Origin of the sequence: Amycolatopsis pittospori, assembly GCF_013870525.1 — a bacterium.
GTDB classification, from domain to species: Bacteria; Actinomycetota; Actinomycetes; order Mycobacteriales; family Pseudonocardiaceae; genus Amycolatopsis; species Amycolatopsis pittospori.
In genome coordinates this window covers 80,996-102,154 of the sequence record NZ_JACBXD010000026.1, presented here as the reverse complement: position 1 = coordinate 102,154, position 21,159 = coordinate 80,996, and the positions used below count along the sequence as shown (strand labels likewise).

The following is a 21,159-nucleotide window of genomic DNA, read 5'->3' as shown; positions in this document are numbered from 1 at the left end:
GCCCGGCGGCGGCGTCGCCGAGGTGAAGGAGCGTGCGGCGGCCGAAGCGGTGCTGGCCCCGAAGATCGCCGGAACGCTGGCTCTCGCCGAGGCGTTCGCCGACCTGCCGATGGACTTCGTCGCGCTGTGCTCGTCGATCACCGCGGTGGTCGGCGGCATCGGGCAGGTCGACTACTGCGCCGCCAACAACTTCCTCGACGCCTACGCGCGGGGCGGCCATGGCTGGCGGGCGCGGCTGGTCTCGCATGCCTGGGGTGGCTGGGACGAGGTCGGTATGGCCGCGGAGGTAGCCGCGCCGACCACGATCCGCACCGCCCGGTCGCGGGCGCTCGGCCCGGTCGAACACCCGGTGCTCACCACGCGCACCGAGGACGGCGCGCACGGGCTCGTCTCGGCGGCCACGCACTGGCTGCTCGACGAGCACCGGATCGCCGGGGTGCCGGTGGTGCCGGGCACGGGACACCTGGAGACCGTCCGCGCGGCGGTGGCCGCGGCGCTGCCGAAGCCCGGTGACTCGCACGTCGTCGAGCTGCGGGACGTCGCGTTCCTGGAACCGTTCGGCGTCCCGGACGGCGCCACCGCGGAGTACCGCGTGGAGTTCGACGGCGACGACTTCACGGTGACCAGTCACGTCGCCGGCGCGAGCCGGACCCATGTGCGCGGATCCGCCGGATGGGTCGCGGCCGGGTCGGAGTCCACTGTGGACATCGAGGCGGTGACCGGGCGGACCGAGCCGATCGACGACGGGAACGGCTTCGGTACCGGCCGCACCAGCATGGTCACCTTCGGGCCGCGCTGGGCGGCGCTGCGCGAACACCGCATCGGCGCGCAGGAGGAGCTGGCCACGATCAAGGCTCCCGACGCGGCGGCGGGTGACGTCGGCGCCTGGGGACTGCACCCGGCACTGCTGGACGTCGCGACCGCGTTCGGCCGCGGCCGGGGGAGCGGAACGTACCTGCCGATGAGCTACGGCCGGATCGTCGTGCACGACGTGCTCCCGGCGAGTTTCCGCAGCCACCTGCGCTACCGCGACTCCGGCGGCGACCAGGTGGTGGCGGCCGACCTCTCGCTGTGCGACGAGACCGGCCGCGTGCTCGTCACGATCGAGGACTTCGTGCTGCGCCAGGTCGATCAGGACGCCGTCGGCGGCGGCCTGACCACGGCGGCCCCAGTGTCCACAGTGGACGCTGTCGCCACCGTGTCGACGTCGACCGGGATCCGGCCGGTGGACGGCGCCGAGGCGTTCGTCCGAGCGCTGGCTCCCGGTCTCGGCGGGCAGGTGGTGATCAGCACCCTCCCGGTGCGGGAACTGATGGAGCATCGGGTGAGCGTCGAGGAACTGGACGAACCCGACGAAGCGCCGGTGAGGGTGTCGGAGGACGACTACGTCGCCCCGCGCACCGACCTGGAGGCCGAGATCGCCCGCCAGTGGACCGAGCTGCTCGGCGTGGAGAAGATCGGCGTCCACGACGACTTCTTCGCCCTCGGCGGCAACTCGCTGGTCGCCATCCAGCTCATCGCCCAGGTGCGCAAGGCCACCGGTACACGGCTGGCGATGAAGACGCTGTTCGAAGCGTCCACTGTGGCCACTCTGGTCGAGCGGATCGAGGAGCTGCGCGCCGACAAGGCCGAGGCGCCCGCCGAACCCGCCCGGACCACCATCCCGAAGCTCGAGCGCTGAGCCGTGCGGTGGGTCGTGAGTGGCGTTTCGGGTTCTAACCCGAAACGCCACTCACGACCACAGGGACCCACGCCTCACCCACGCTCGACCTCTCTCTGAACAGGAAATCATGAGCGACACGAAGGAATGGACGTTCCCGGCCTCGTTCGGCCAGGAGCGGATCTGGCTGTCCGGCCAGCTCGACCCGGCGTCCCCGGTCTACAACCTGCATTGCCGGGCCCGGTTGAACCGTCCGCTGACCGCGGCCCAGTGGCGTACCGCGCTCGGCATCGTCGTCGGGCGGCACGAGGCGCTGCGCACGTCGTTCCGCATGGACGGTGGCGCGCTCATGCAGGTGGTGCACGCCGAGGTACCGATCGAGCCCGAGGTGCACGACCTGCGGGAACTGTCCGCCGACGCCCGAGACGCCCGGCTCGCCGAACTCGTCGGCGCGCTCCTGCGCGGCGCCATCCCGCTCGACTCGCCGCCGCCGTGGCGGGCCCAGTTGTGCTGGCTGGCCGACGACGAGTGGGTGCTCACGTTCGTCGTGCACCACACCGTGTTCGACGGCGGGTCGGTGCTGGTGCTGAGGTCCGAGCTGGGCGAGGCGTGCGACGCCGTGTTCGAGGGCCGCGAGCCGAAGCTGCCCGAGCCGGCCATCCAGTACCCGGACTACTCGGCTTGGCAGCGTGGGCAGCTCGAAACAGCCGGTGAGCAGCTGGACTACTGGCGGACTCAGCTCGCCGGGCTGCCGCCGGTGCACAGCCTGCCCACCGACCGGCCACGGCCGTCGGAGCTGACGTTCGCCGGTGACCAGGTGGACTTCGCCCTCCCGGACGGACTGATCGACCGGGTCGGCGAGCTGGGCCGGGAGCTGTCGGCGTCACCGTTCATGGTGCTGCTGGCCGGCTACGCGGCGCTCCTGTCGCGACTGTCCAGAGTGGACGACGTCGTCGTCGGCGTCCCGGTCGCCGGTCGTGACCTGCCCGAGCTGGCCGATCTGATCGGCATGTTCGTCAACCAGATGGCCGTGCGCGTCGACTGCTCGGGCGCACCCGCGTTCGCCGAACTGGTCGCCCGGGTCCGGACCACGCTGCTGGAGGCGATCGACCACAGCCAGGTGCCGTTCCAGGCGGTCACCGAAGCGGTCGGGGCCGAGCGCGACCCCGGCGTGCAGGCGCTGTATCAGCTCGGGTTCAACTTCCTGCCCGACTCGGGGCTGGAGCCGGTCCGTTCGGCCACCGCGAAGGACGACATCGCGATCGACCTGGCCGCCGTGGAAGGCAGGCTCGTCTACCGCACCGACCTGTTCGACCGCGAGACCGCCGAAGCCGTGGCCGAGCGGTACCTGCGGCTGCTGACCGCGGCGCTGGCAGATCCGGCTCGGCCGATCGCGGATCTGCCGCTGCTGTCGGACGCCGAGCGGGAGCTGGTCCTGACCGGGTGGAACCCGCCGGAATCGTCCACTTCGGACGAGAAGACCGTGTCCGCCCGGTTCGAGGACCAGGTGCGGCGGACCCCGGACGCGCCCGCCGTCGACTTCGGCGGGGTTCGCCTGACGTACGCGGAGTTGAACGCGCGAGCCAACCGCGTCGCGCACCGGCTGCGCGAGCTGGGCACCGGTCCCGGCACCGTCGTCGGCGTCTGCGTGCCGAACTCGGCGGACCTGCTGACCGGCGTTCTCGGGGTGCTGAAGAGCGGCGCGGCCTACGTCCCGCTCGACCCGGCCAACCCGGCTCCCCGGCAGGCGCTGATCCTCGCCGACGCGGGCGCCCCGTTCGTGCTGGTCACCGGAGAGTCCACAGTGGACTCCAAGACGCTGGCCCTGGACGACCCGGCCGAGTGGTCCGCCGCGGCCACCGAAGACCCCGAACCGGCGGCAGGGCCGGGCGACGTCGCCTACGTGATCTACACGTCGGGCTCGACCGGGCGCCCCAAGGGCGTCGAGGTCGAGCATCGGGCCGTCGACACGTACCTGGCGTGGGCGCGTGAGGCATACCCCGGTCTGGCCGGTCGGGCGTTGCTGCACACGTCGCCGTCGTTCGACCTCACCGTGACGACGCTGCTCGGCACTCTCACCGCCGGGGGCGCGGTGGTCGACGGCGGCCACCCGACCTTCGTCAAGGCGACCCCGACACACCTCGCCGTCCTCGCCGAGGAACTGTTCCCGACGGGCGAGCTGGTGCTAGGTGGCGAAGCACTGACCGCCGAAGCCGTTCAGCCGTGGCGGGAACGGCATCCCGGCACGCTCGTCGTCAACGAGTACGGCCCGACCGAGGCCACGGTCGGCTGCGTCGTGCACCGGATCGAACCCGGGGACGAGCCGCCGTCCGGACCGGTCCCGATCGGCCGTCCGGTGCCCGGCACCCGCGTGTACGTCCTCGACGGGCGGCGGCAGCCGGTGCCGCCGGGCGTCCCGGGCGAGCTGTTCGTCGCCGGGTCGCAGCTTGCCCGCGGCTACCTCGGGCTGCCGGACCTGACCGCCGGGAAGTTCGCCGAGGGCCCGTTCGGCCGGATGTACGCGACCGGCGACCTCGTCCGCTGGCGCCGCGACGGCACACTCGACTACCTCGGCCGCATCGACGAGCAGGTGAAGCTGCGCGGCTACCGCATCGAGCCCGGCGAGGTCGAGGCGGCGCTGCGCGAGCTGCCGGAAGTGCGGGACGCGGCCGTGGCGGTACGTGGCGAGACGCTCGTCGGTTATGTCGTCGGCAGCGTCGACGGGGTGGCCGAGGCCCTGCGGAAGACGTTGCCGGAATACCTGGTGCCGACCCGGTTCGTGACGCTCGACGCGCTGCCGATGGCGGCCAGCGGCAAGCTCGACCGGGCCGCGCTGCCGGATCCAGAACCCGGCGGGGCGCCGGCGTACGTCGCACCCCGGACCGCGGCCGAAGAACTCGTCGCCGAGGTGCTCGGCGAGCTGCTCGACATCGGCGACCTCGGTGTGCACGACGACTTCTTCGCCCGCGGCGGCAACTCGCTGCTGGCGATCCGCGCGATGGCCCGGCTCCGTAAGCAGGTCGACGTCGACATCCCGGTGCGGGGGCTGTTCTCCTTCACCACCGTCGCCGAGCTCGCCGCCGAGATCGAGCGGCGGCTCGCCGAGGACCTCGACCAGCTCAGCGACGAAGAGGTCCAGCGCCAGCTGGCCGAAGGCGAGCTCTCATGACCACGATCGACGAAACCGGCAGCGCGGCCGCGCGCCGCGCCCTGCTCGAACGACGGCTGCGACGGCGCACGGAGCCGACCGCGACCATCACGCCGCGTCCCGAAGACGCCGTCGTCCCGCTGTCCTACCAGCAGGAGCGCGTCTGGTTCATGGAGCAGTTCGCGCCGGGCACCGGGTCGTACCACATCCCGGTGCCGATCCGGCTGACCGGACGGCTCGACGTCGCCGCGCTTCAGTCCGCTTTGGACACACTGCCGGCACGGCACGAAGCGCTGCGGATGCGGTTCCCCGCCGGGGACGACGGGCAGCCGACCGTCCTCATCGAACCATCGGTCACCGTCAAACTGTCCATAGTGGACGCAGGAAGCGAGGAGGCGGCCCGGGCCGCCGTCGACGCCGCCGCGGCCGAGACGTTCGACCTGGCCACGGGCCCGCTGCTGAGGGCGACCCTGGCCCGGGTGTCCGACGAGGACCACCTGCTGGTCCTGTGCACGCACCACATCGTGGGCGACGGCTGGTCGGTCGACCTGCTGCTGCGCGACCTCGCCGCGCAGTACCACGCCCTGAGCGCCGGCGGCACGGCCGAGCTGCCCGCGCTGAGCATCGGGTACGGCGATTTCGCGCACTGGCAGCGCCGCACGCTCACCGGTGGCGAACTCGACCGGCAGCTGGAGCACTGGCGGGCGCAGCTCGCCGGGGTCGAGCCCCTGGAGCTGCCCACCGACCGGCCCCGGCCCGCCAAGCAGAGTTTCGACGGCGCGATCCACGAGTTCTTCGTCGAGCGCGACCTCGCGCGTGCCCTCGGCGAGCTGAGCCGCGGGCACGGAGTCACGCTCTTCATGACCCTGCTGGCCGCCTACCAGGTGCTGCTGGCGCGGTACTCGGGCCAGGAGGACTTCGCGATCGGCTCGTCGTCGGCCGGGCGCGGCCTGCCCGAGCTCGAGGGCGTGGCGGGCATGTTCATCAACATGCTGCCCCTGCGTGCCCAGCTGGAGGGCGATCCGTCGTTCGCCGAGCTGCTCGAACGCACCCGGCGGCATGTCCTGGACGCGTTCGACCACGCCGACGTCCCCTTCGAGCGGCTGGTGAACGCGCTCGGCGTGCCCCGCGACGTCAGCCGCTCGCCGGTGTTCCAGGCGATGTTCGTGCTGCAGAACTACGAGATGGGCCGGATGGGCGCGGCCGGCGAGTCCGATGTGGACTTCCGCTGGCTGCCGATGGACCTGCCCGCGACCCGCTTCGACTTCGAGTTCCACGCGATCGAGATCGAAAGCGGGTTGATCGGCAAGTTCGTGTACAACACCGCGCTGTTCACCGACGACACGGTCGCCGGGATGGCCGGGCGGCTGGTCACGCTCCTGCGCTCGATCGTCGCCGACCCGGGCCGGCGACTGTCCGAACTGGACCTCCTCGACGCCGGGCAGCGTGAACTCGTCCTGGAGCGCTGGAACGACACGACGGCCGAGTTCCCGCAGACCACGCTGCACGCGCTCGTCGAGGAGCAGGCCGCCCGGACGCCGGACGCGCCCGCGGTGACCTTCCGCGGTGCGTCACTGACCTACCGCGAGCTGGACGAGCGGGCCAACCGGCTCGCGCACCGGCTGCGCGGCCTCGGCGTCGGGCCGGGTGTGCTCACCGGGGTGTTCGCGGAGCGGTCGTTCGAGCTGGTCGTCGCGCTCCTCGGCGTGCTGAAAGCCGGTGGCGCGTACGTCCCGCTCGACCCGGAATACCCGGCCGACCGGCTGGCGTTCATGCTGCGGGACGCGGCCGCGCCCGTCGTGCTGACGCAGGCTGCGTTGCGCGAAACGCTGCCTCCGGGTGACGCGACCGTCGTCGTCCTGGACGACGCGACCGAGACGGCCGCGCAGCCGGGCACCCCGCCCGAGCCGCTCGCCGGACCGGAAGACCCGGCGTACGTCATCTACACCTCGGGCTCGACCGGCCTTCCGAAAGGCGTGCCGAACGGTCACCGCGGCATCGTCAACCGGCTCGACTGGATGCAGCGCGCGTACCGCCTCGACGGCACCGATTCGGTACTGCAGAAGACCCCGGCCGGCTTCGACGTGTCGGTCTGGGAGTTCTTCTGGCCGCTGATCACGGGCGCACGGCTCGTGCTCGCCGAACCCGGCGGCCACAAGGACGCGGCTTACCTGCGTGAGCTGCTCGCCTCGGAAGGCATCACCACCGCGCACTTCGTGCCGTCGATGCTCACGCTTTTCCTGGCGGAACAAGGCGTCGAGACCTGCACGGCGCTGCGGCGGGTCGTATGCAGCGGCGAGGAGCTTCCGCTCGACGCCGCCCGCGAGTTCACCCGGCGGCTGCCGGACTGCGAGCTGCACAACCTCTACGGCCCGACCGAAGCCGCCATCGACGTCACCGCCTGGCACTGCACACCCGAAGCGCTCGCCGAGGTCGCGTCGGTGCCGATCGGAGCGCCGATCCAGAACATCCGGATCTACGTTCTCGACCCCGCCGGGCGGCCTTGCCCGGTCGGCGTGCCCGGCGAACTGCACATCGCCGGCGTCGGCCTCGCCCTGGGATACCACGACCGCCCGGAGCTGACGGCCGAGCGGTTCGTACCCGACCCATTCCACAGTGGACGGATGTACCGCACCGGCGACCTCGCGCACTGGCGCCCGGACGGCACGATCGCGTTCCTCGGCCGGATCGACCACCAGGTCAAACTGCGCGGCCTGCGCATCGAGCTGGGGGAGATCGAGACGACCTTGCGCGCCCAGCCGGGTGTGCGCGACGCCGCCGTGATCGTCCGAGAGGACACACCGGGGGACAAGCGGCTGGTCGGGTACGTCGTCGGCGACGCCGAGCCCGGCGCGCTGCGAACGGCGCTCAAGCAGAGCCTCCCGGACTACATGGTCCCGCCGTCGTTCGTCCCGCTCGACGAACTGCCGCTCACCCCGAACGGCAAGCTCGACCGCAAGGCGTTGCCCGCTCCGGTCGCGTCCCGGGACGCGACCAAGGAGCTGGTCGCGCCGTCGACCCCGGCCGAGATCCTGCTGGCCGGGATCTGGCGGGACGTGCTCAAAGTGGACGAACTGGGTGTCGACGACGACTTCTTCGACCTCGGCGGCCACTCGATGCTGGCCACCCAGGTGGTGGCGCGGATCGGAAAGGCGGACGCCGGCCAGGTCGGCGTCATGGACCTGTTCCAGCACCGCACGATCCGTGAGCTGGCGTCCTTCATGGAAGGCGACGCCACCGACCGGCCGCGCAATCTGCTCTACGAGCTGACCAAGCCGACGACGAAGCGGACGCTGACCTATGTCTGCTTCCCCTACGGCGGCGGCAGCGCGATCGTCTACCAGCCGCTGGCCGACGCGCTCCCGGAGGGCTATTCGCTCTACTCGGTCGCCATCCCCGGCCACGACGTCGGACTGACCGAAGAGGCCCTGCCCTTCGACGACCTGGTCGAGCGGCTGGCCGACGAGATCCTCGACCGCGTCGACGGCCCGCTGGCCATCTACGGCCACTGCGGTGTCGGCAACGCGCTCGCCGTCGGCGTCGCCCGGCTGCTCGAAGAACGCGGCCGCGAGCTGGAGGTCGTCTACATCGGCGCGATCTTCCCGTTCGCCCGCATGAAGGGTCCGGTGGGCACGCTGCGCACCCGGCTGGAGAAGCTGCGCAGCAACCGGTACTACTCGAACTGGCTCAAGGGCATGGGCGTCGACACCGACGACCTCGACCCGGCGCAGGCCGACCGGATCATCACGAACATGCGCGCCGACAGCCGCGCCGCCGAGGAGTACTTCAGCGGCCTGCTCGACGCCCGCGTGGCCAAGCTGCGCGCGCCCATCGTGTCGGTGGTCGGCTCCGAGGACCCGGTCACCGACTACTACACCGAGCGGTACCGGGAATGGGAGTTCCTCACCGACACCACCGGGCTCGTGGTGCTCGACCGGGCCGGGCACTTCTTCCTGCGCTACCGGGCCGACGAACTCGCGGAGATCGTCACGCAGGTGCACCCGGCACTGGACGATCCCGGCGAGCTCGACGTCCGGGCCCGCGGCGAGGACGCGGCCTGGGCGGTCCACGAGACCCATCAGGCGGAAGTGGACGACAAACCCACGGTGCGGCCGAGTATGGCCCGGTTCCTCACGATCACGGTCGGGCAGCTGGTGTCCTCGACCGGTTCGGCGCTGACGTCGTTCGCGGTGCCGATCTGGCTCTACACCCGCACGGGTTCGGTCGCCGACCTCGGCCTGCTGTGGGCGCTCGCGCTGCTGTTCGGCGTGCTCGTCCTGCCGGTGGCCGGCGCCCTGGTCGACCGCGGCGACCGGCGGCGGATCATGATCGCGGCCAGCAGCGTCGCCGGCGGGATCCAGCTGGTCCTGGCATTGCTGTTGATCACCGGGCACGTTCAGCTGTGGCTGTTCTACGTGTTGATCCCGCTCGGGTCGGTGGCCTCTTCGTTCCAGCGCATCGCCTATCAGTCGTCGGTGGCGCAGCTGGTGCCGAAGCAGTACCTCGGTCACGCGATGGGCCTCGCGCAGCTCTCCACCGGTTTCGCCCAGCTGTTGATGCCGGTGCTCGCGGCCGGACTGCTGGCGGCGATCCAGCTGTCCGGGATCCTGATCCTGGACATGGTGAGCTACGCGTTCGCGATCGTGGGCCTGCTGTTGGTGCGGTTCCCGGACATGATGGGCTGGCGCCCGCGCGAGCCGCTGCTGACGGCGATCGCGGGCGGGCTGCGGTACTCGTGGAACCACCGCGGCTTCCGCACGATGCTGCTGTATTTCGCGCTGGCGAACGTCTTCCTCGCACCCGCGCTGGTGCTGGTCTCGCCGCTCGTGCTGTCGTTCGGTTCGGTCACCGACGTCGCGCAGGTGGCACTGGCCGAAGCCCTCGGCGCGGTGGCGGGCGGGATCGGGATGGCGCTGTGGGGTGGCCCGCGGCACCGGCGGATGGTCGGCGTGCTCGCCGGCAACGTCGGGATCGCGCTCGGCAGCCTGGTGATGGGCCTGCGGCCGTCGCTGATCGTCGTCGCGGCCGGGGTGTTCCTCCTGGCCGCCGCGATGGCCGTGTCACAGGGCATCTACGCGACGCTGGTGCAGGTCAAGGTGCCGCAGCGGTTCCATGGCCGGGTGTTCGCGATCAACCAGACGATCACGTGGTCGACGCTGCCGATCGGGTTCGCCGTGCTGGCGCCGCTGGCCGTCGGCTGGTTCTCGCCGCTGCTGGCGCCGGGCGGTGCGCTGACCGGGTCGGTCGGCGCCGTGCTCGGTACTGGTGAGACCCGGGGTATCGGGCTCGCCTATGTCGTCTTCGCGCTGATCCTGTTGCTGATCAACGTGGGCGGGTTCTCGTTGCGGCTGCTGCGCCGGTTCGACACCGAGGTGCCCGATTCACTGCCCGACGACTTGGTCGGGGCGCAGGAACGGGAGCGCAAGCTCGCCGGGAAGGAGGCCGCGTGAGCACGGCGGTGCTGATCAGGGAGGCCCGCGGGCACTGGGTCGGCGAGGTCGCGCCGACGCTGCGGGCGGCCGGGCATCGCGTGGTGCTGCTCGCCCCGCCGATGGACGAGGCCGAGCGGGCCACGCTGGCCGGCGTGGTGGACGAGGTCGTCGCGCTCGACGACGTCCACGACCCGGAAGCCGTCGCGGAGAAGGTCCGTGAGATCGACGGCGGCGCGTTGGCCGGCATCTTCACCGGCTCGGACGGTGCCATCGCGAGCACCGCCCGCGCCGCGGAGCTGCTCGGGGTGGAGCGCTGTCCGGCGTCGGTGTTCGCCTTGTGCGCGAACAAGTTCGCCGTCCGGGAGGCCCTCGCCGCGGCCGGGCTGCCCGGACCCGCTCACGCTCTGATCTCGTCGGCCGACGAGGCGGAGTCGGTGGCCTCGGCGGTCGGGCTCCCGGCGATCGTCAAACCGGTCAACGGCGCGGGCAGCAATCTCGTCCGCACGGTGTCCACTGTGGACGAACTGGCGTCCGCGTACGAGCTGCTGGCCGCACGGCTGCCCGAGTCCGCTGATCCGCGCTACCACCGTCCACTGGGGACATTGGATCCTTCGACGACGTTCCTCGTCGAAGCGTTCCTGGACGGCCCGGAGTACGCGGTGGACGTGCTCGTTCGTGACGGGGTCGCCGAACCGGTCGAGATCCTCGACAAGCCGCTGATCGACGAGAAGAAGTTCGAACTGGCGCTGTCGTGCCCGCCCGCCGGGCTCACCGGCGACCGGGCCGGACTGGTCACCGCGGCGGCCGTCGCCGCCGTCCGGGCACTGGGTCTCGACAACACCTGCGCCCACGTCGAGCTGATCGACGACGCCGACCGCGGTCCGACGATCGTCGAGGTCAACGCGGGCAGGCCCGCCGGGTCGATCATGCCGCTGCTGGCGAAGCTGCGCACCGGCATCGACGTGTTCGCCGAGCTGGCGGCGCTCGCGGTGGGCGCTCCGCCGCCGGTGCGGGAACCCGCGAAACTGCCGATCCCGCTGGGCATGCTGATCCTCTACGCGACCGGTTCGGGCCGGTTGACGAGCATCAACGGGCTCGACGAGATCGCCGAGCTGCCGGAGGTGATCGACGTCGTCACCACCGTCTCGCCCGGGCAGGTGCTCACCGACGAACAGGAGACCTACGCGGTCAACCTCGTCGTGGCCGGGTTCGCCGATCACGACGACCTCGCCGCCCTGCACGCGGAGGCGAGCAAGCTCGTCCGGCTGGAACTGGAGGACGTGTGAACACCGCGTTCGTTGTCTGCGAGACCGCAGGGCAGTGGATCGCCGACTTCGCGGCCGCCGTGCGCGCGACCGGGCTGGGGGTCGAGCTGGTCACGCAGCCCCTGGAACCGGCCGAGCAGGCACGGATGGCGGAACTGGTGGACGGCCTCGTCGTCGTCGACGACGTCCGTGACGCCGAAGCCGTGGCCGAGGCGATCCGGGCACGGAACGCCCGCCCTGCCGGGGTGGTGACCGCCGCCGAGGGGATCATCGCGAGCGTCGCGCGTGCGGCCGAGCTGCTCGGCGTCGCGCGTTGCCCGGCGTCGGTGTTCACCGTGACGCACAACAAGTTCGCGGTCCGGCAGACGCTGGCCGCGGCCGGGTTGCCTGGGCCGCGCTGCGCGCTGATCTCCGCCGAGTCCGAGGCGGAGTCGGTCGCTTCGGCTGTCGGGCTCCCGGCGATCGTCAAGCCGGTGAACGGCGCGGCGAGCAATCTCGTGCACACGGTGTCCACTGTGGACGAGTTGGCGGCCGCGTACCGGCTGCTGGCCGAGCGATTGCCGCTTTCGGAGGACGTCCGGTACCACCGGCTCGTCGGTGGTGGGCCCTCGCCGATCGACCCGCTGAAGGTGTTCCTCGTGGAAGGTCTGCTGCGTGGCCCGGAGTACGCGGTCGACGTCCTGGTGCGCGACGGTGTCGCGGAGCCGGTGGCCGTCGTGGAGAAGCCGCTGATCGACGAGCGCAAGTTCGAGCTGGGCATGGTCTGCCCACCGCTCGAACTGTCCGAAAAGGACACCGAACGGCTGTTCGCGGCGGCGACGGCCGCCGCGCTCGCGCTGGGCCTGGACAACACCTGCGCCCACCTCGAGCTGATCGACGACGCCGAGCTGGGCCCGGCGATCGTCGAGGTGAACGCGGGTCGTCCGGCCGGTGGTGCCCAGCCGGTGCTGCTGAAACTCGCGACCGGCATCGATGTCATCGCCGAGGCCGTGTCGCTGGCACTGGGCACACCATCGCCCCCGCGAGGTGTGGGTTTGCCGGTACCGGTGGGCTACCTGATCTTCTACGCCGAGGGCACCGGGCGGCTGGTCCGCGTCGAGGGCACCGACGAGGTCGCCGACCTGCCCGAGGTCCTGGAGGTCGTCACGATCGTGCGCCCCGGCCAGCTGCTCACCGACGACCAGGAGATCTACGCGGTGAACGTGCTCGCCGCGGGTTTCGCCGACACCGAAGACCTCGCCGCGCTGCACGCCGAGGCCGCCAAGCTGATCCGATTCGAACTGGAGGAGTCATGACCGCCGAACTCACGGCGAACCTCGGTCACATCGAGGGCAACGAACACACGAAGCTCACCGTGTACGCGGCCACTGGCTTGGACTGGGTGCGCACGCACCGCGAAGCGCTGCAAGACCGGTTGCGTGAGCACGGCGCGATCCTGCTGCGCGGGATGCCGGCCGATCTGGCGCTGTTCAACCAGGTCACCGAGGAGATCGGCGGCTCGCTGCTGACGTACACGGAACGGTCGACGCCGCGGTCGGCGGTCTCGGGCAACATCTACACCTCGACGGAGTACCCGCCGGCCGAGTCGATCCCGATGCACAACGAGAACTCGTACTCGGCGCACTGGCCGGACCGCCTGTTCTTCCTGTGCGACACGGCGGCCGAAACCGGCGGCGCGACGCCGATCGCCGACAGCCGCGCGATGTACCGCCTGCTGCCGCCGGACCTGCGCGAGCGATTCGCGGGCGGCGTCACCTACACCCGGGCGTTCCGCGAGGGCCTCGGGCTGACCTGGCAGGAGGCGTTCCAGACCGACGACCGTCAGGTGGTGGCGGATTACTGCACCGGCAACGGGCAGACGTACGAATGGACCGACGAGGGCCTCCGCACACGGCACGTGCGTCCGTCCTTTGTGGAGGAACCGCACACCGGTACGACGGTATGGTTCAACCAGGCCAACCTGTTCCACGTTTCGAGCCTGGGGGAGGAGGTCAGCGAGGCGCTGCTGGAGCTGTACCCCGAGGAGGACCTGCCCCGCAACGCGTACTTCGCCGACGGCTCGCCGATCCCGCAGGCGGACCTGGCCACGATCAAGGCGGCGTACGACGAGGTCAGCTACGCGTTCCCATGGCAGCCGGGCGACATCATGGTGATCAACAACATGCTGATGGCACACGGACGCGAGCCGTTCACGGGTAAGCGGCGGACCCTGGTCGCGATGACCTGACCCGGCTCGCTATCGAGGGGTAAGGCGCTTTCGTCTTACCCCTCGATGGCTGGACGGGATGCCTGTCCGTGGTCGGTCGCTTGTGGCGAAATCATCCTTCAGTGGTAAATGCATCTTTTGCGTTGTTGCTCAAAATTACGAACACCTGTTCGACGGGTTTTGGTATTCTTGGGGTGTGTCCGAGACGACGTTCGTTCCCGAGTTGCCGCAGGAGCTGTGGCGCGCTGGCAAGCTGGAGCTTGCTCATGGCGTGCAGCAGTTCCTGCAGCTGATGCGGGTCGCCTCTGCCGGTCTGGGCCGATATCTGGCGGAGATCGAGTCTCGTGGTTCCAAGGATTTGTATGGGTATGGGACGACGTTGGCGTGGTTCGCCGATGTCGCCGGGTTGTCCCAGACTGAGGCGCGTCCGTATGTGAATCAGGCCATCGATCTGAATCCCACGCGCGCTCTCGACGGCACGGAGATTCCCGCATTCGCTCCCGCTACGGCTGCTGCGGCGGCGGAGGGTGCGATCGGGCAGGAACGGATCAAGCAGATCTTGGGGATCTTGAAGGAGATCCCGGCTGAGGTGTCGGCAGAGGATCGTGGGTTCGCCGATACGAGGCTCGCCGACCTCGCTCGGACAGCGGGCCCCAGTCAGGTCTCGGAACTGGGGAACACCCTGCTGGGCTTGCTGGATCCCGACGGTGCCGAGCCGAAGGATCCCGAACCCGCCGAGCCTCGTCGTGAACTGACCGTGGAACGCCGTAAGGACGGGTTCTGGAAGATCAAAGGCCTCCTCGACGATGAACTCGGTGCCCGGACCGCGGCCGCGCTTGAGGCTTATGCGAAACCCCGCCCGGTCGACGAGTTCGGCGAAGCCGATTGGCGCACCAAGGCCGAACGCCAGGGTGACGCGTGGGCCGACCTGCTGGATCTCGCGATCGCGTGCCCCGATCAGCCCGGCACCAGCGGCTACCGGACCCTGATCCACGTGACCGTCGGTCTCGACGAGTTGAAGACCGGGATCGGGAAAGCCTGCCTCGATTTCGTCGGGGAGATGACGGCCCGCGAGGCGCGGATGGCCGCGTGCGACTGCCTCATGCTCCCCGTCGTGTTGAACGCCGCTGGTGAGCCCCTCGACGTCGGACGGCTCAGAAGGTTCGTCACACCCGGCCAACGCCGTGCGTTGAACATCCGCGACGGGGGTTGTGCGTTCCCGGGTTGTCATCGGCGGCCGAAGAACTGTCACGCACACCATATCCATCACTGGGCAGACGGCGGACGCACCGACCTCCGGAACCTCGTGTTGCTCTGCGGCTTCCACCACCGCCTGATCCATCACGGGGAATGGGAAGTGCGGATGGCGGCCGATGGGTTGCCGGAGTTCATCCCACCCCAATACCGAGACCCGTTACGACAGCCCAGGCGCAACACCCTCCACCGCGCCGCAGCCTGACCCCGAAGAGCCCGCCACCGAAACGGCGACGGGCCCTTCGGCATGCTCATGGTCCGGGATCGGCGTCGCGGGGGCGGTGGAGAGCGCCTCGACTCGGTGGCGTCGCCTAGCGCGGTCCCGGTGCCATGCCCCGATGCCGCCCTTGCCGTCGGACGAGACGCCCCAGCCACGGTTGGAGGTGTAGATCCGCTTGCCCTGCGCGATCGCGTCGTCCTCGCGCATCAGCACGAGCCTGCCGGAACCCTCGACGGATGCCCGTCGAACCCTGCGTGTTCTCAGTGGCGTCTTGTCTGATCGGCCGGGGTTATGTGCGGCGAGCGAGTGTCGTGTCGCCAGCTTTGTGGCTCCAGCCGAAGTCCTGGGTTCGGTGGCGGCACGGCAAGATCCGTATCACGGTTTTGCCTGCGACGGTGATAGCTGAAGGATGGTCAAGCCGTCCGGGATCCATCGCGAAGCAGATCCTCGGTCAGGACTGTGCGTGAGGGCAGTCCCAGTTTGCGCAGTGCCCGTCCGATGTGGATCTCGACCGTGCGCGGGGACAGGAAGAGCCGCTCGCCGATTTCGCGGTTGGTGAGGTTCTGCGCGGCGAGCCGGGCGACCTCGAGTTCTCTGGGGGACAGCGTTTCCCCGTAGCCTTTGCGACCGCGCCGGGGCATCTCCGGATCACACCGCCTCAGCGACCGGCGGCACCGGAGCGCGTGGTGCTCTGCCTAGTCCGTCAGGACCCGCTCGACGAAAGCACCGGCCGCCAACAGTTTCCGGTCACCGCCGACGGCGCCGTCGAGGGCCAGCCCGGCGGGCAGGCCGCCGGGGCCGTGTCCCATCGGGACGGTCAAGCCGGGAACACCCGCGATGCTGCCGGGCTGGCAGTTTCGGATGAAGGTCGGAAAGGTCGGGACCGCGCGCCCACGGTGGAGGAACTTTTCGACGGCGGAGAAGTCCTGGGCCGTCGCCGGGGTGGTGGGGAATCCCAGTGCGTCGATGCCGGTCTCGGCAAACAGCTTCGCGTAGGCGTGGCGTAAGGCCGTTCGGTTGGCGAGGGCGGCCTCGTAGACGGCCGGCTCGACGCCTGGGACGACCGACTCGGCGAAGATCGCCCGGACGTCGGCCGCGGCCACTTCGTCGACGAGTCGCTCGAACGAAACTTCGGGTACGTACTCGGCGAGGTACGCCCGCAACCCGGTGCCGGCTTCGTGGATCACCAGCGGCATGCCCTGATCGGTGACGAGTTCGGCGAGGGGTGTGTCGTCGACCGGAACCAGAGTGACCCCGGCCGCGCGCAGGCGGGTCAGCGCGGTCGTCCACAGTTCTTCCACGTCGTCGGCAAGGTCGCCGGTCAGGAAACCGTGCGGCACGCCCAGCCGGATCGTCGGGAGTTCGCGCAGGGGTTCCGGTTCCTCCGCCGCGAGGGCCGCGTCGAGGAACGCGAGATCGGTGATCGTGCGGGCGATCGGCCCCACCGTGTCCCGGGTGCTGCTCAACGGCGTGATGCCGTCGGACGGGTAGCGGCCCGTGGTGGGCCGGAAACCACAGACCCCGTTGAGCGCGGCGGGCACGCGTACCGAACCCCCGGTGTCGGTGCCGAGGCCCGCCGGGACGATGCCCGCCGCGACGGCCACGGCGGTTCCGCCGCTGCTGCCCCCGGCGAAGCGGGACGGGTCGCGGGCGTTGCGCACCGGCCCCAGGGGAGTCGTGTCGCAGGTGATGCCGAACGCGAGTTCGTGCATGGCCGCTTTGCCGATGACGGTGGCGCCCGCGTCGAGCAGGCGCCGGACCACGCCCGCGTGCTCTCGCGGAACGTGGTGCGCCAGCGCCGGGGTGCCCGCGGCGTTCGGCATACCCGCGACGTGGATGTTGTCCTTGACGACCACCGGAAAACCGGTCTGCGGCCCGATCGGCTCCGGCGCGAGGTGGCTGATCGCGTGGAGGTCCCGGACCTCTTCCGCCCGGGTGCGGCATTCGGCGGCACTTCGAGTCACCTTCACCGGCACGTCCTCCAGATCGTGGGCGGCCAGCCTAGCGTGACAAAGGCCGCGGAGCACTGACCTTCCGAACAAGCCTTGCCTCCACCGAGGCCGATGCCGACCTGCCCCTGTATTCGGCCTTCGGAGACAAGACGTAGGCGCTGCCCACGGCGGGACGTTCGAAGCCCAGTAGGCCAGTACAGACACCGTTGAGCAGCATGGGAATTCTCTTTGTCGTCTCTCCTCCGCGTTGAGGTGTGGAACGATTCCGGCGCGTTCGGGCGCCGTCCCGCCGGCCGCGGCGGAGCTGCCAGACACACGGTGGTCACACTGGTATGGACCCATTTGTGAATTCGCGAGGGAGCGCAGGAATCCCGCTGATCACTCGCGATCCACTGTGGACTAGCGGACGATGCGGGTGACGGCGGCGACGACGGATTCCCGGTGCGCGGCGATCCTGACGGGATCTTCGGGGTCTGAACCGTCCGCCTTGAGCAGGCCGGTGGGGGTCAGGGACCAGGCCTGGGCGATGGCGTAGATGAACGTGAGCAGGTCGACGGCGGTGAGGGGCGCGCTGTCTCCGTTGGATACGGCGGTGGTCTTCGCGAGGTAGGTCTCCAGGGGTTCGGACGCGGCCTGGGGGCGTTCGAGTTGCGCCCAGAGGTTGATCCGCAGTGCCGAGGGCTCGCGCCGGTGATAGTCGAACAGTTCACCCGCCCAGCCGGGCAGGTCCTCGGGGCGAGGAGGGACCTTGGCCGCCATCGCTTGGATCGCGTTGGTGAGCGCGGCGTCGAAGAGTCCGTCCTTGTTCCCGAAGTAGGCGTAGATCATCCGGACGTTGGTCCCGGCTTCCCGGGCGATCCGTTCGATGCGGCCGCCGGCGTGGCCGTGCTCGGCGAACTCGGCGACGGCGACCTGCAGGATCCTTGCCTTGGTCGCCTGGGCGTCGCGTACGGGCATCGGCTCTCCTGGCTCGTCGGGGCGTTTGACAGCCCATCGGGGTGTCCCTACTATACAAGTAAATAAGTACTTACTTACTTGGAGGGTGTATGGATGCCGTGATCGAGCGGGCCCTGGCGATCACGCCGGCGTCGTCGGCGCGCGAGCGCACGATCGACATCACGACCACCGGCGCCCGCACCGGGCGGCCACGGCGCATCGAGGTGTGGTTCTACCGGGCGGACGGCCGGATCTACCTGACCACGCAGCCCGCCCGTCGGAGCTGGTACGCGAACATCCTCGCGAACCCCGCGTTCACGTTCCACCTCAAGCACGGTGTGCGGGCCGATCTGGCCGCCGTCGGCACACCGGTCCGCGAACCAGGCGAACGCGAGGCCGTCTTCCGCGCCGTCATCGCCGACCTGAACCAGCCGCGCAATCCCGCGGGCATCCCGCAACCGGTCCAGCCGCTGGCCGAATGGCTGGCGGGCAGCCCGCTCGTCCGCGTCGACTTCGAAGACCTCGAGAAAGGAACGAACCGATGATCGCCTTGGTCACAGGAGCGAACAGGGGACTCGGCCGAACCACCGCGCTCGCGCTCGCGCGCCGTGGGTTCCAGGTCGTGGTGACCTACCGCGAGGACAAGGATGGCGCGGCCGAAGCCGAACGCGCGATCAGGGAGTCGGGTGGCGACGCCCTCTCGCTGCGTCTCGACATCAGCGACGTTGCTTCGTTCACTACCTTCGCGGCGGACCTGAAGCGCGAGATCCGGGCCCGCTGGGGTGGGGAGACCCTCGACGTCCTGGTCAACAACGCCGGAATCGGTCTGTTCGGCACGCTGGAAAACGTGACGGTGGAGGACTTCGACGCGCTGGTGGGCACCAACTTCCGTGGGACGTTCTTCCTCACGCAAGCGCTGGCGCCTCACCTGTCCGACGGTGGCCGGATCGTCAACGTCTCGACCTCTCTCACCCGTCACGTAAGTCCCGGCACATCGGTGTACGCGGCCTCGAAGGCCGCGGTCGAAGCGCTTTCCCGCAGCCTCGCCTCCGAGCTCGGCGCACGCGGTATCCGGGTCAACTCGATCGCGCCGGGTCCCACCGCCACCGACTTCAACGGAGGCGCCATGCGGGACGACCCGGAGCTGCGGTACACCCTCGCCGCGCAGACGGCCCTGGGCCGGGTCGGGCAACCGGAGGAGATCGGAGACGCGATCGCCGCGATGGTCTCCGACGACCTCCGCTGGTTGACCGCCGAGCGCGTCGAGGTCTCCGGGGGTGCCCTGCTCTGACCCGGAGACCGATCGCGTCCGGCACCTGAGGTCGGTGAACGCCTACTTCGGCGGCGTGCCGAGGACGCCCTGGAGGCCGAGGCCGAACACGATCTCGTTGAGATCGACGCCCCTGACCAGCAACCCGCCGGCGAGCGGCAGGTCATCGGCAGAGGTGTGGCCATCCCGCGAGGTGTCGGCTCGTGCGGCGGGTTCAGCCGCGAACATGGCTCCGGCGACCAGTACGGCGACGGAAATCTTCTTGAGTGTGGGCACGAAAGGCCTTTCGGTACGCGAGCGGTCGAGGTCCTGATCTTCGTGTAGTCCGTCGTGACGATCGACTACACGATCCGGTGACCTGTGCGCACCGCGGTCCGGCGGGGTCATGGGTCGGTCAGGGTCGCAAGCCGGCCCGGGTGGTCGGTGGTGCCGGCCATGTCGATCGACGTGCTCTGGTCGAAGGACAGGTCGTCGCTGGCGTACAGATGTTGGACGCTGCCGTCGCTTCGGCGGGAGAATCCGGCAGGGTCGCAGTCCCGCATGCTGGGGACGCCCTGGTCCTTCAAGTTGAAGTCGCCGGCGACGACGACCGGTCGTGGGTAGCCGGCCACCCGGTTCATCAGGTCCTGGCATTGCGCGAGCGCGGTCGGCGCGTTGTCGGACGACAGATGCGTGGTGCAGGCGCTGAGTTCGGCGGCGTGCAGGCAGGCCCAGGACCGCAGTTCCCGGTGGCCGTCCGCGGCCGTGTACTGGGCGGCGTAGGTGCCGGATTCTTCGCCTGTGCCGGCGAAAGTGGTGGTGACCATGATGATGTTGCCGTACTGCTGGACGCCGTCACGGCAAAGGGTGGGTGTGCCGTCGAGGTCGCGTGCCGCGACGAACAGTGCCCGCGCGGGGCCTAACGCCTGCCGCAGCCGGTCGACGTCGCCCGAACACGCCTCGTTCACCGAGAGCACCTGCGGCTTACTCGACTCGATCACCTCGACGGCTTTGGCCAGCACCGCGTCGCCTCGGTAGCAGCCGGCCATGCCACCGTGGCAGATGTTGAGCTGGAGCACGGTGATCGTCGTCCCCGCGTTCGTCGCCCCCGTGCAGGCCGCTGCCGAGAGCACGACCAAGAGCCCGAGTGCCTTCAGCGAGGTGGGCAGGCGATTCATCACCTGACACAAGCAGACGACCCGGCCCGGACACAACCGCCCGCGATGTTCGGCCCATGAGCGGCTCGGCTCGGCGAACCCGAACTCCAGCAGCTTGAAGCTGAGGGGCGGATCGAGGTCAGCCGGTGTTGCGAACCACGTTGTAGTAGGTGTCCGCGATGAAGTCGCACGGGCCCCGCGCCGGGCCGGTGCCGAAGGTGTGGTCGCACTGTTGGTGCATCAGCCGGAAGAAGAGGTCGTCGCAGCGCAACGTGTTCTTGCCGCCGCCTTCCTCGCACAGGTCGTGGTTCGCGCACGGGCCGCGGAAGTCCACCTGACCCCAGGGCGGTACCACGGGCTTGTCCGGTGAATTGGTGCAGTAGTCGTGCCATGCGCCGAGGTCCGGGTTGTACACGTAGCCGGAGGGAATGGGTACGAACGCGGCGGCCTGCGCCATCCCCGCCATGGCCGGCAATGCGCCCGCGGTCACCGCCAGTACGACTCCCCAGCGCCGCAGGTTCGATGTTTTCCGGACCGGATGTAATGCTTTTCGATCAGACATCGCTGCTCGCCTCACCTGTAAGTGTTTCACTTGAAGTAAATGCGGTACGACATCCATAAACGTAGCTGGTTCGCATACGGTGGCAAGGGTTCGTTCGACCCACAGTCGACGATCTCGA

General features: G+C 69.9%; 14 protein-coding genes and 2 pseudogenes. 9 read left to right on the top strand and 7 right to left on the bottom strand.

All coding sequences use genetic code 11. The features are described from left to right. The 7 genes from H5J31_RS17205 to H5J31_RS17175 all read left to right on the top strand — a co-directional run. The coding region (locus H5J31_RS17205) for a polyketide synthase dehydratase domain-containing protein (RefSeq protein ID WP_181773593.1) at window positions 1-1,681 on the top strand (1,681 nt) is incomplete at its 5' end. 109 nt (window positions 1,682-1,790) lie between these two features. After that, window positions 1,791-4,829 carry a non-ribosomal peptide synthetase gene (locus H5J31_RS17200; protein ID WP_181773592.1) on the top strand — a complete coding sequence of 1,013 codons (3,039 nt, stop codon included), beginning with the start codon at window positions 1,791-1,793 and terminating at the stop codon, window positions 4,827-4,829. After that, complete coding sequence (locus tag H5J31_RS17195) at window positions 4,826-10,258, top strand: non-ribosomal peptide synthetase/MFS transporter (RefSeq protein WP_181773591.1); 5,433 nt, start codon at window positions 4,826-4,828, stop codon at window positions 10,256-10,258. The genes H5J31_RS17200 and H5J31_RS17195 overlap by 4 nt, the downstream gene beginning before the upstream one ends. Beyond that, window positions 10,255-11,526 carry an ATP-grasp domain-containing protein gene (locus H5J31_RS17190; RefSeq protein ID WP_181773590.1) on the top strand — a complete coding sequence of 424 codons (1,272 nt, stop codon included), beginning with the start codon at window positions 10,255-10,257 and terminating at the stop codon, window positions 11,524-11,526. The genes H5J31_RS17195 and H5J31_RS17190 overlap by 4 nt, the downstream gene beginning before the upstream one ends. Further along, entirely contained in the window at window positions 11,523-12,800 is a 1,278-nt protein-coding gene (locus H5J31_RS17185) for an ATP-grasp domain-containing protein (protein ID WP_181773589.1), read from the top strand. Before H5J31_RS17190 ends, H5J31_RS17185 begins: the two co-directional genes overlap by 4 nt. Further along, window positions 12,797-13,732 (top strand): TauD/TfdA family dioxygenase, encoded by a 936-nt coding sequence (locus tag H5J31_RS17180; protein ID WP_181773588.1) that lies wholly within the window; start codon window positions 12,797-12,799, stop codon window positions 13,730-13,732. Before H5J31_RS17185 ends, H5J31_RS17180 begins: the two co-directional genes overlap by 4 nt. 175 nt (window positions 13,733-13,907) lie before the next feature. Beyond that, a complete protein-coding gene (locus H5J31_RS17175) occupies window positions 13,908-15,170 on the top strand; it encodes an HNH endonuclease signature motif containing protein (protein WP_181773587.1) in 1,263 nt (420 codons plus the stop codon). A gap of 55 nt (window positions 15,171-15,225) precedes the next feature. Here the strand turns inward: H5J31_RS17175 and H5J31_RS40560 are convergent. The 4 genes and pseudogenes from H5J31_RS40560 to H5J31_RS17160 form a co-directional block, all read right to left on the bottom strand. Next, window positions 15,226-15,416 (bottom strand): annotated as a pseudogene (locus tag H5J31_RS40560) (hypothetical protein); the annotation flags it as partial. Window positions 15,417-15,598: 182 nt separating this feature from the next. Next, a pseudogene (locus H5J31_RS17170) lies at window positions 15,599-15,868 on the bottom strand (helix-turn-helix domain-containing protein); the annotation flags it as partial. A gap of 12 nt (window positions 15,869-15,880) precedes the next feature. Continuing rightward, complete coding sequence (locus H5J31_RS17165; protein ID WP_181773586.1) at window positions 15,881-17,155, bottom strand: amidase family protein; 1,275 nt, start codon at window positions 17,153-17,155, stop codon at window positions 15,881-15,883. 381 nt (window positions 17,156-17,536) lie between these two features. Then, window positions 17,537-18,094: a TetR family transcriptional regulator gene (locus tag H5J31_RS17160; RefSeq protein WP_181773585.1), complete on the bottom strand. Its 558-nt coding sequence runs from the start codon at window positions 18,092-18,094 to the stop codon at window positions 17,537-17,539. Window positions 18,095-18,183: 89 nt separating this feature from the next. On the opposite strand from H5J31_RS17160, the gene H5J31_RS17155 reads away from it, so the two are divergent. Next, window positions 18,184-18,618 (top strand): nitroreductase/quinone reductase family protein, encoded by a 435-nt coding sequence (locus H5J31_RS17155; RefSeq protein ID WP_181773584.1) that lies wholly within the window; start codon window positions 18,184-18,186, stop codon window positions 18,616-18,618. Further along, the gene (locus H5J31_RS17150) at window positions 18,615-19,364 is read left to right on the top strand and encodes an SDR family NAD(P)-dependent oxidoreductase (protein WP_181773583.1); all 750 of its coding nucleotides are present in this window, start codon (window positions 18,615-18,617) and stop codon (window positions 19,362-19,364) included. Before H5J31_RS17155 ends, H5J31_RS17150 begins: the two co-directional genes overlap by 4 nt. A 42-nt stretch (window positions 19,365-19,406) precedes the next feature. Here the strand turns inward: H5J31_RS17150 and H5J31_RS17145 are convergent, their stop codons facing one another. From H5J31_RS17145 to H5J31_RS17135, 3 genes are all read right to left on the bottom strand, one after another. Beyond that, window positions 19,407-19,619, bottom strand: a complete 213-nt coding sequence (locus tag H5J31_RS17145) for a hypothetical protein (protein ID WP_181773582.1) — start codon at window positions 19,617-19,619, stop codon at window positions 19,407-19,409. Window positions 19,620-19,726: 107 nt separating this feature from the next. After that, complete coding sequence (locus H5J31_RS17140; protein WP_181773581.1) at window positions 19,727-20,500, bottom strand: endonuclease/exonuclease/phosphatase family protein; 774 nt, start codon at window positions 20,498-20,500, stop codon at window positions 19,727-19,729. A gap of 118 nt (window positions 20,501-20,618) precedes the next feature. Continuing rightward, complete coding sequence (locus H5J31_RS17135) at window positions 20,619-21,041, bottom strand: hypothetical protein (protein ID WP_181773580.1); 423 nt, start codon at window positions 21,039-21,041, stop codon at window positions 20,619-20,621. Window positions 21,042-21,159: the final 118 nt, after the last annotated feature.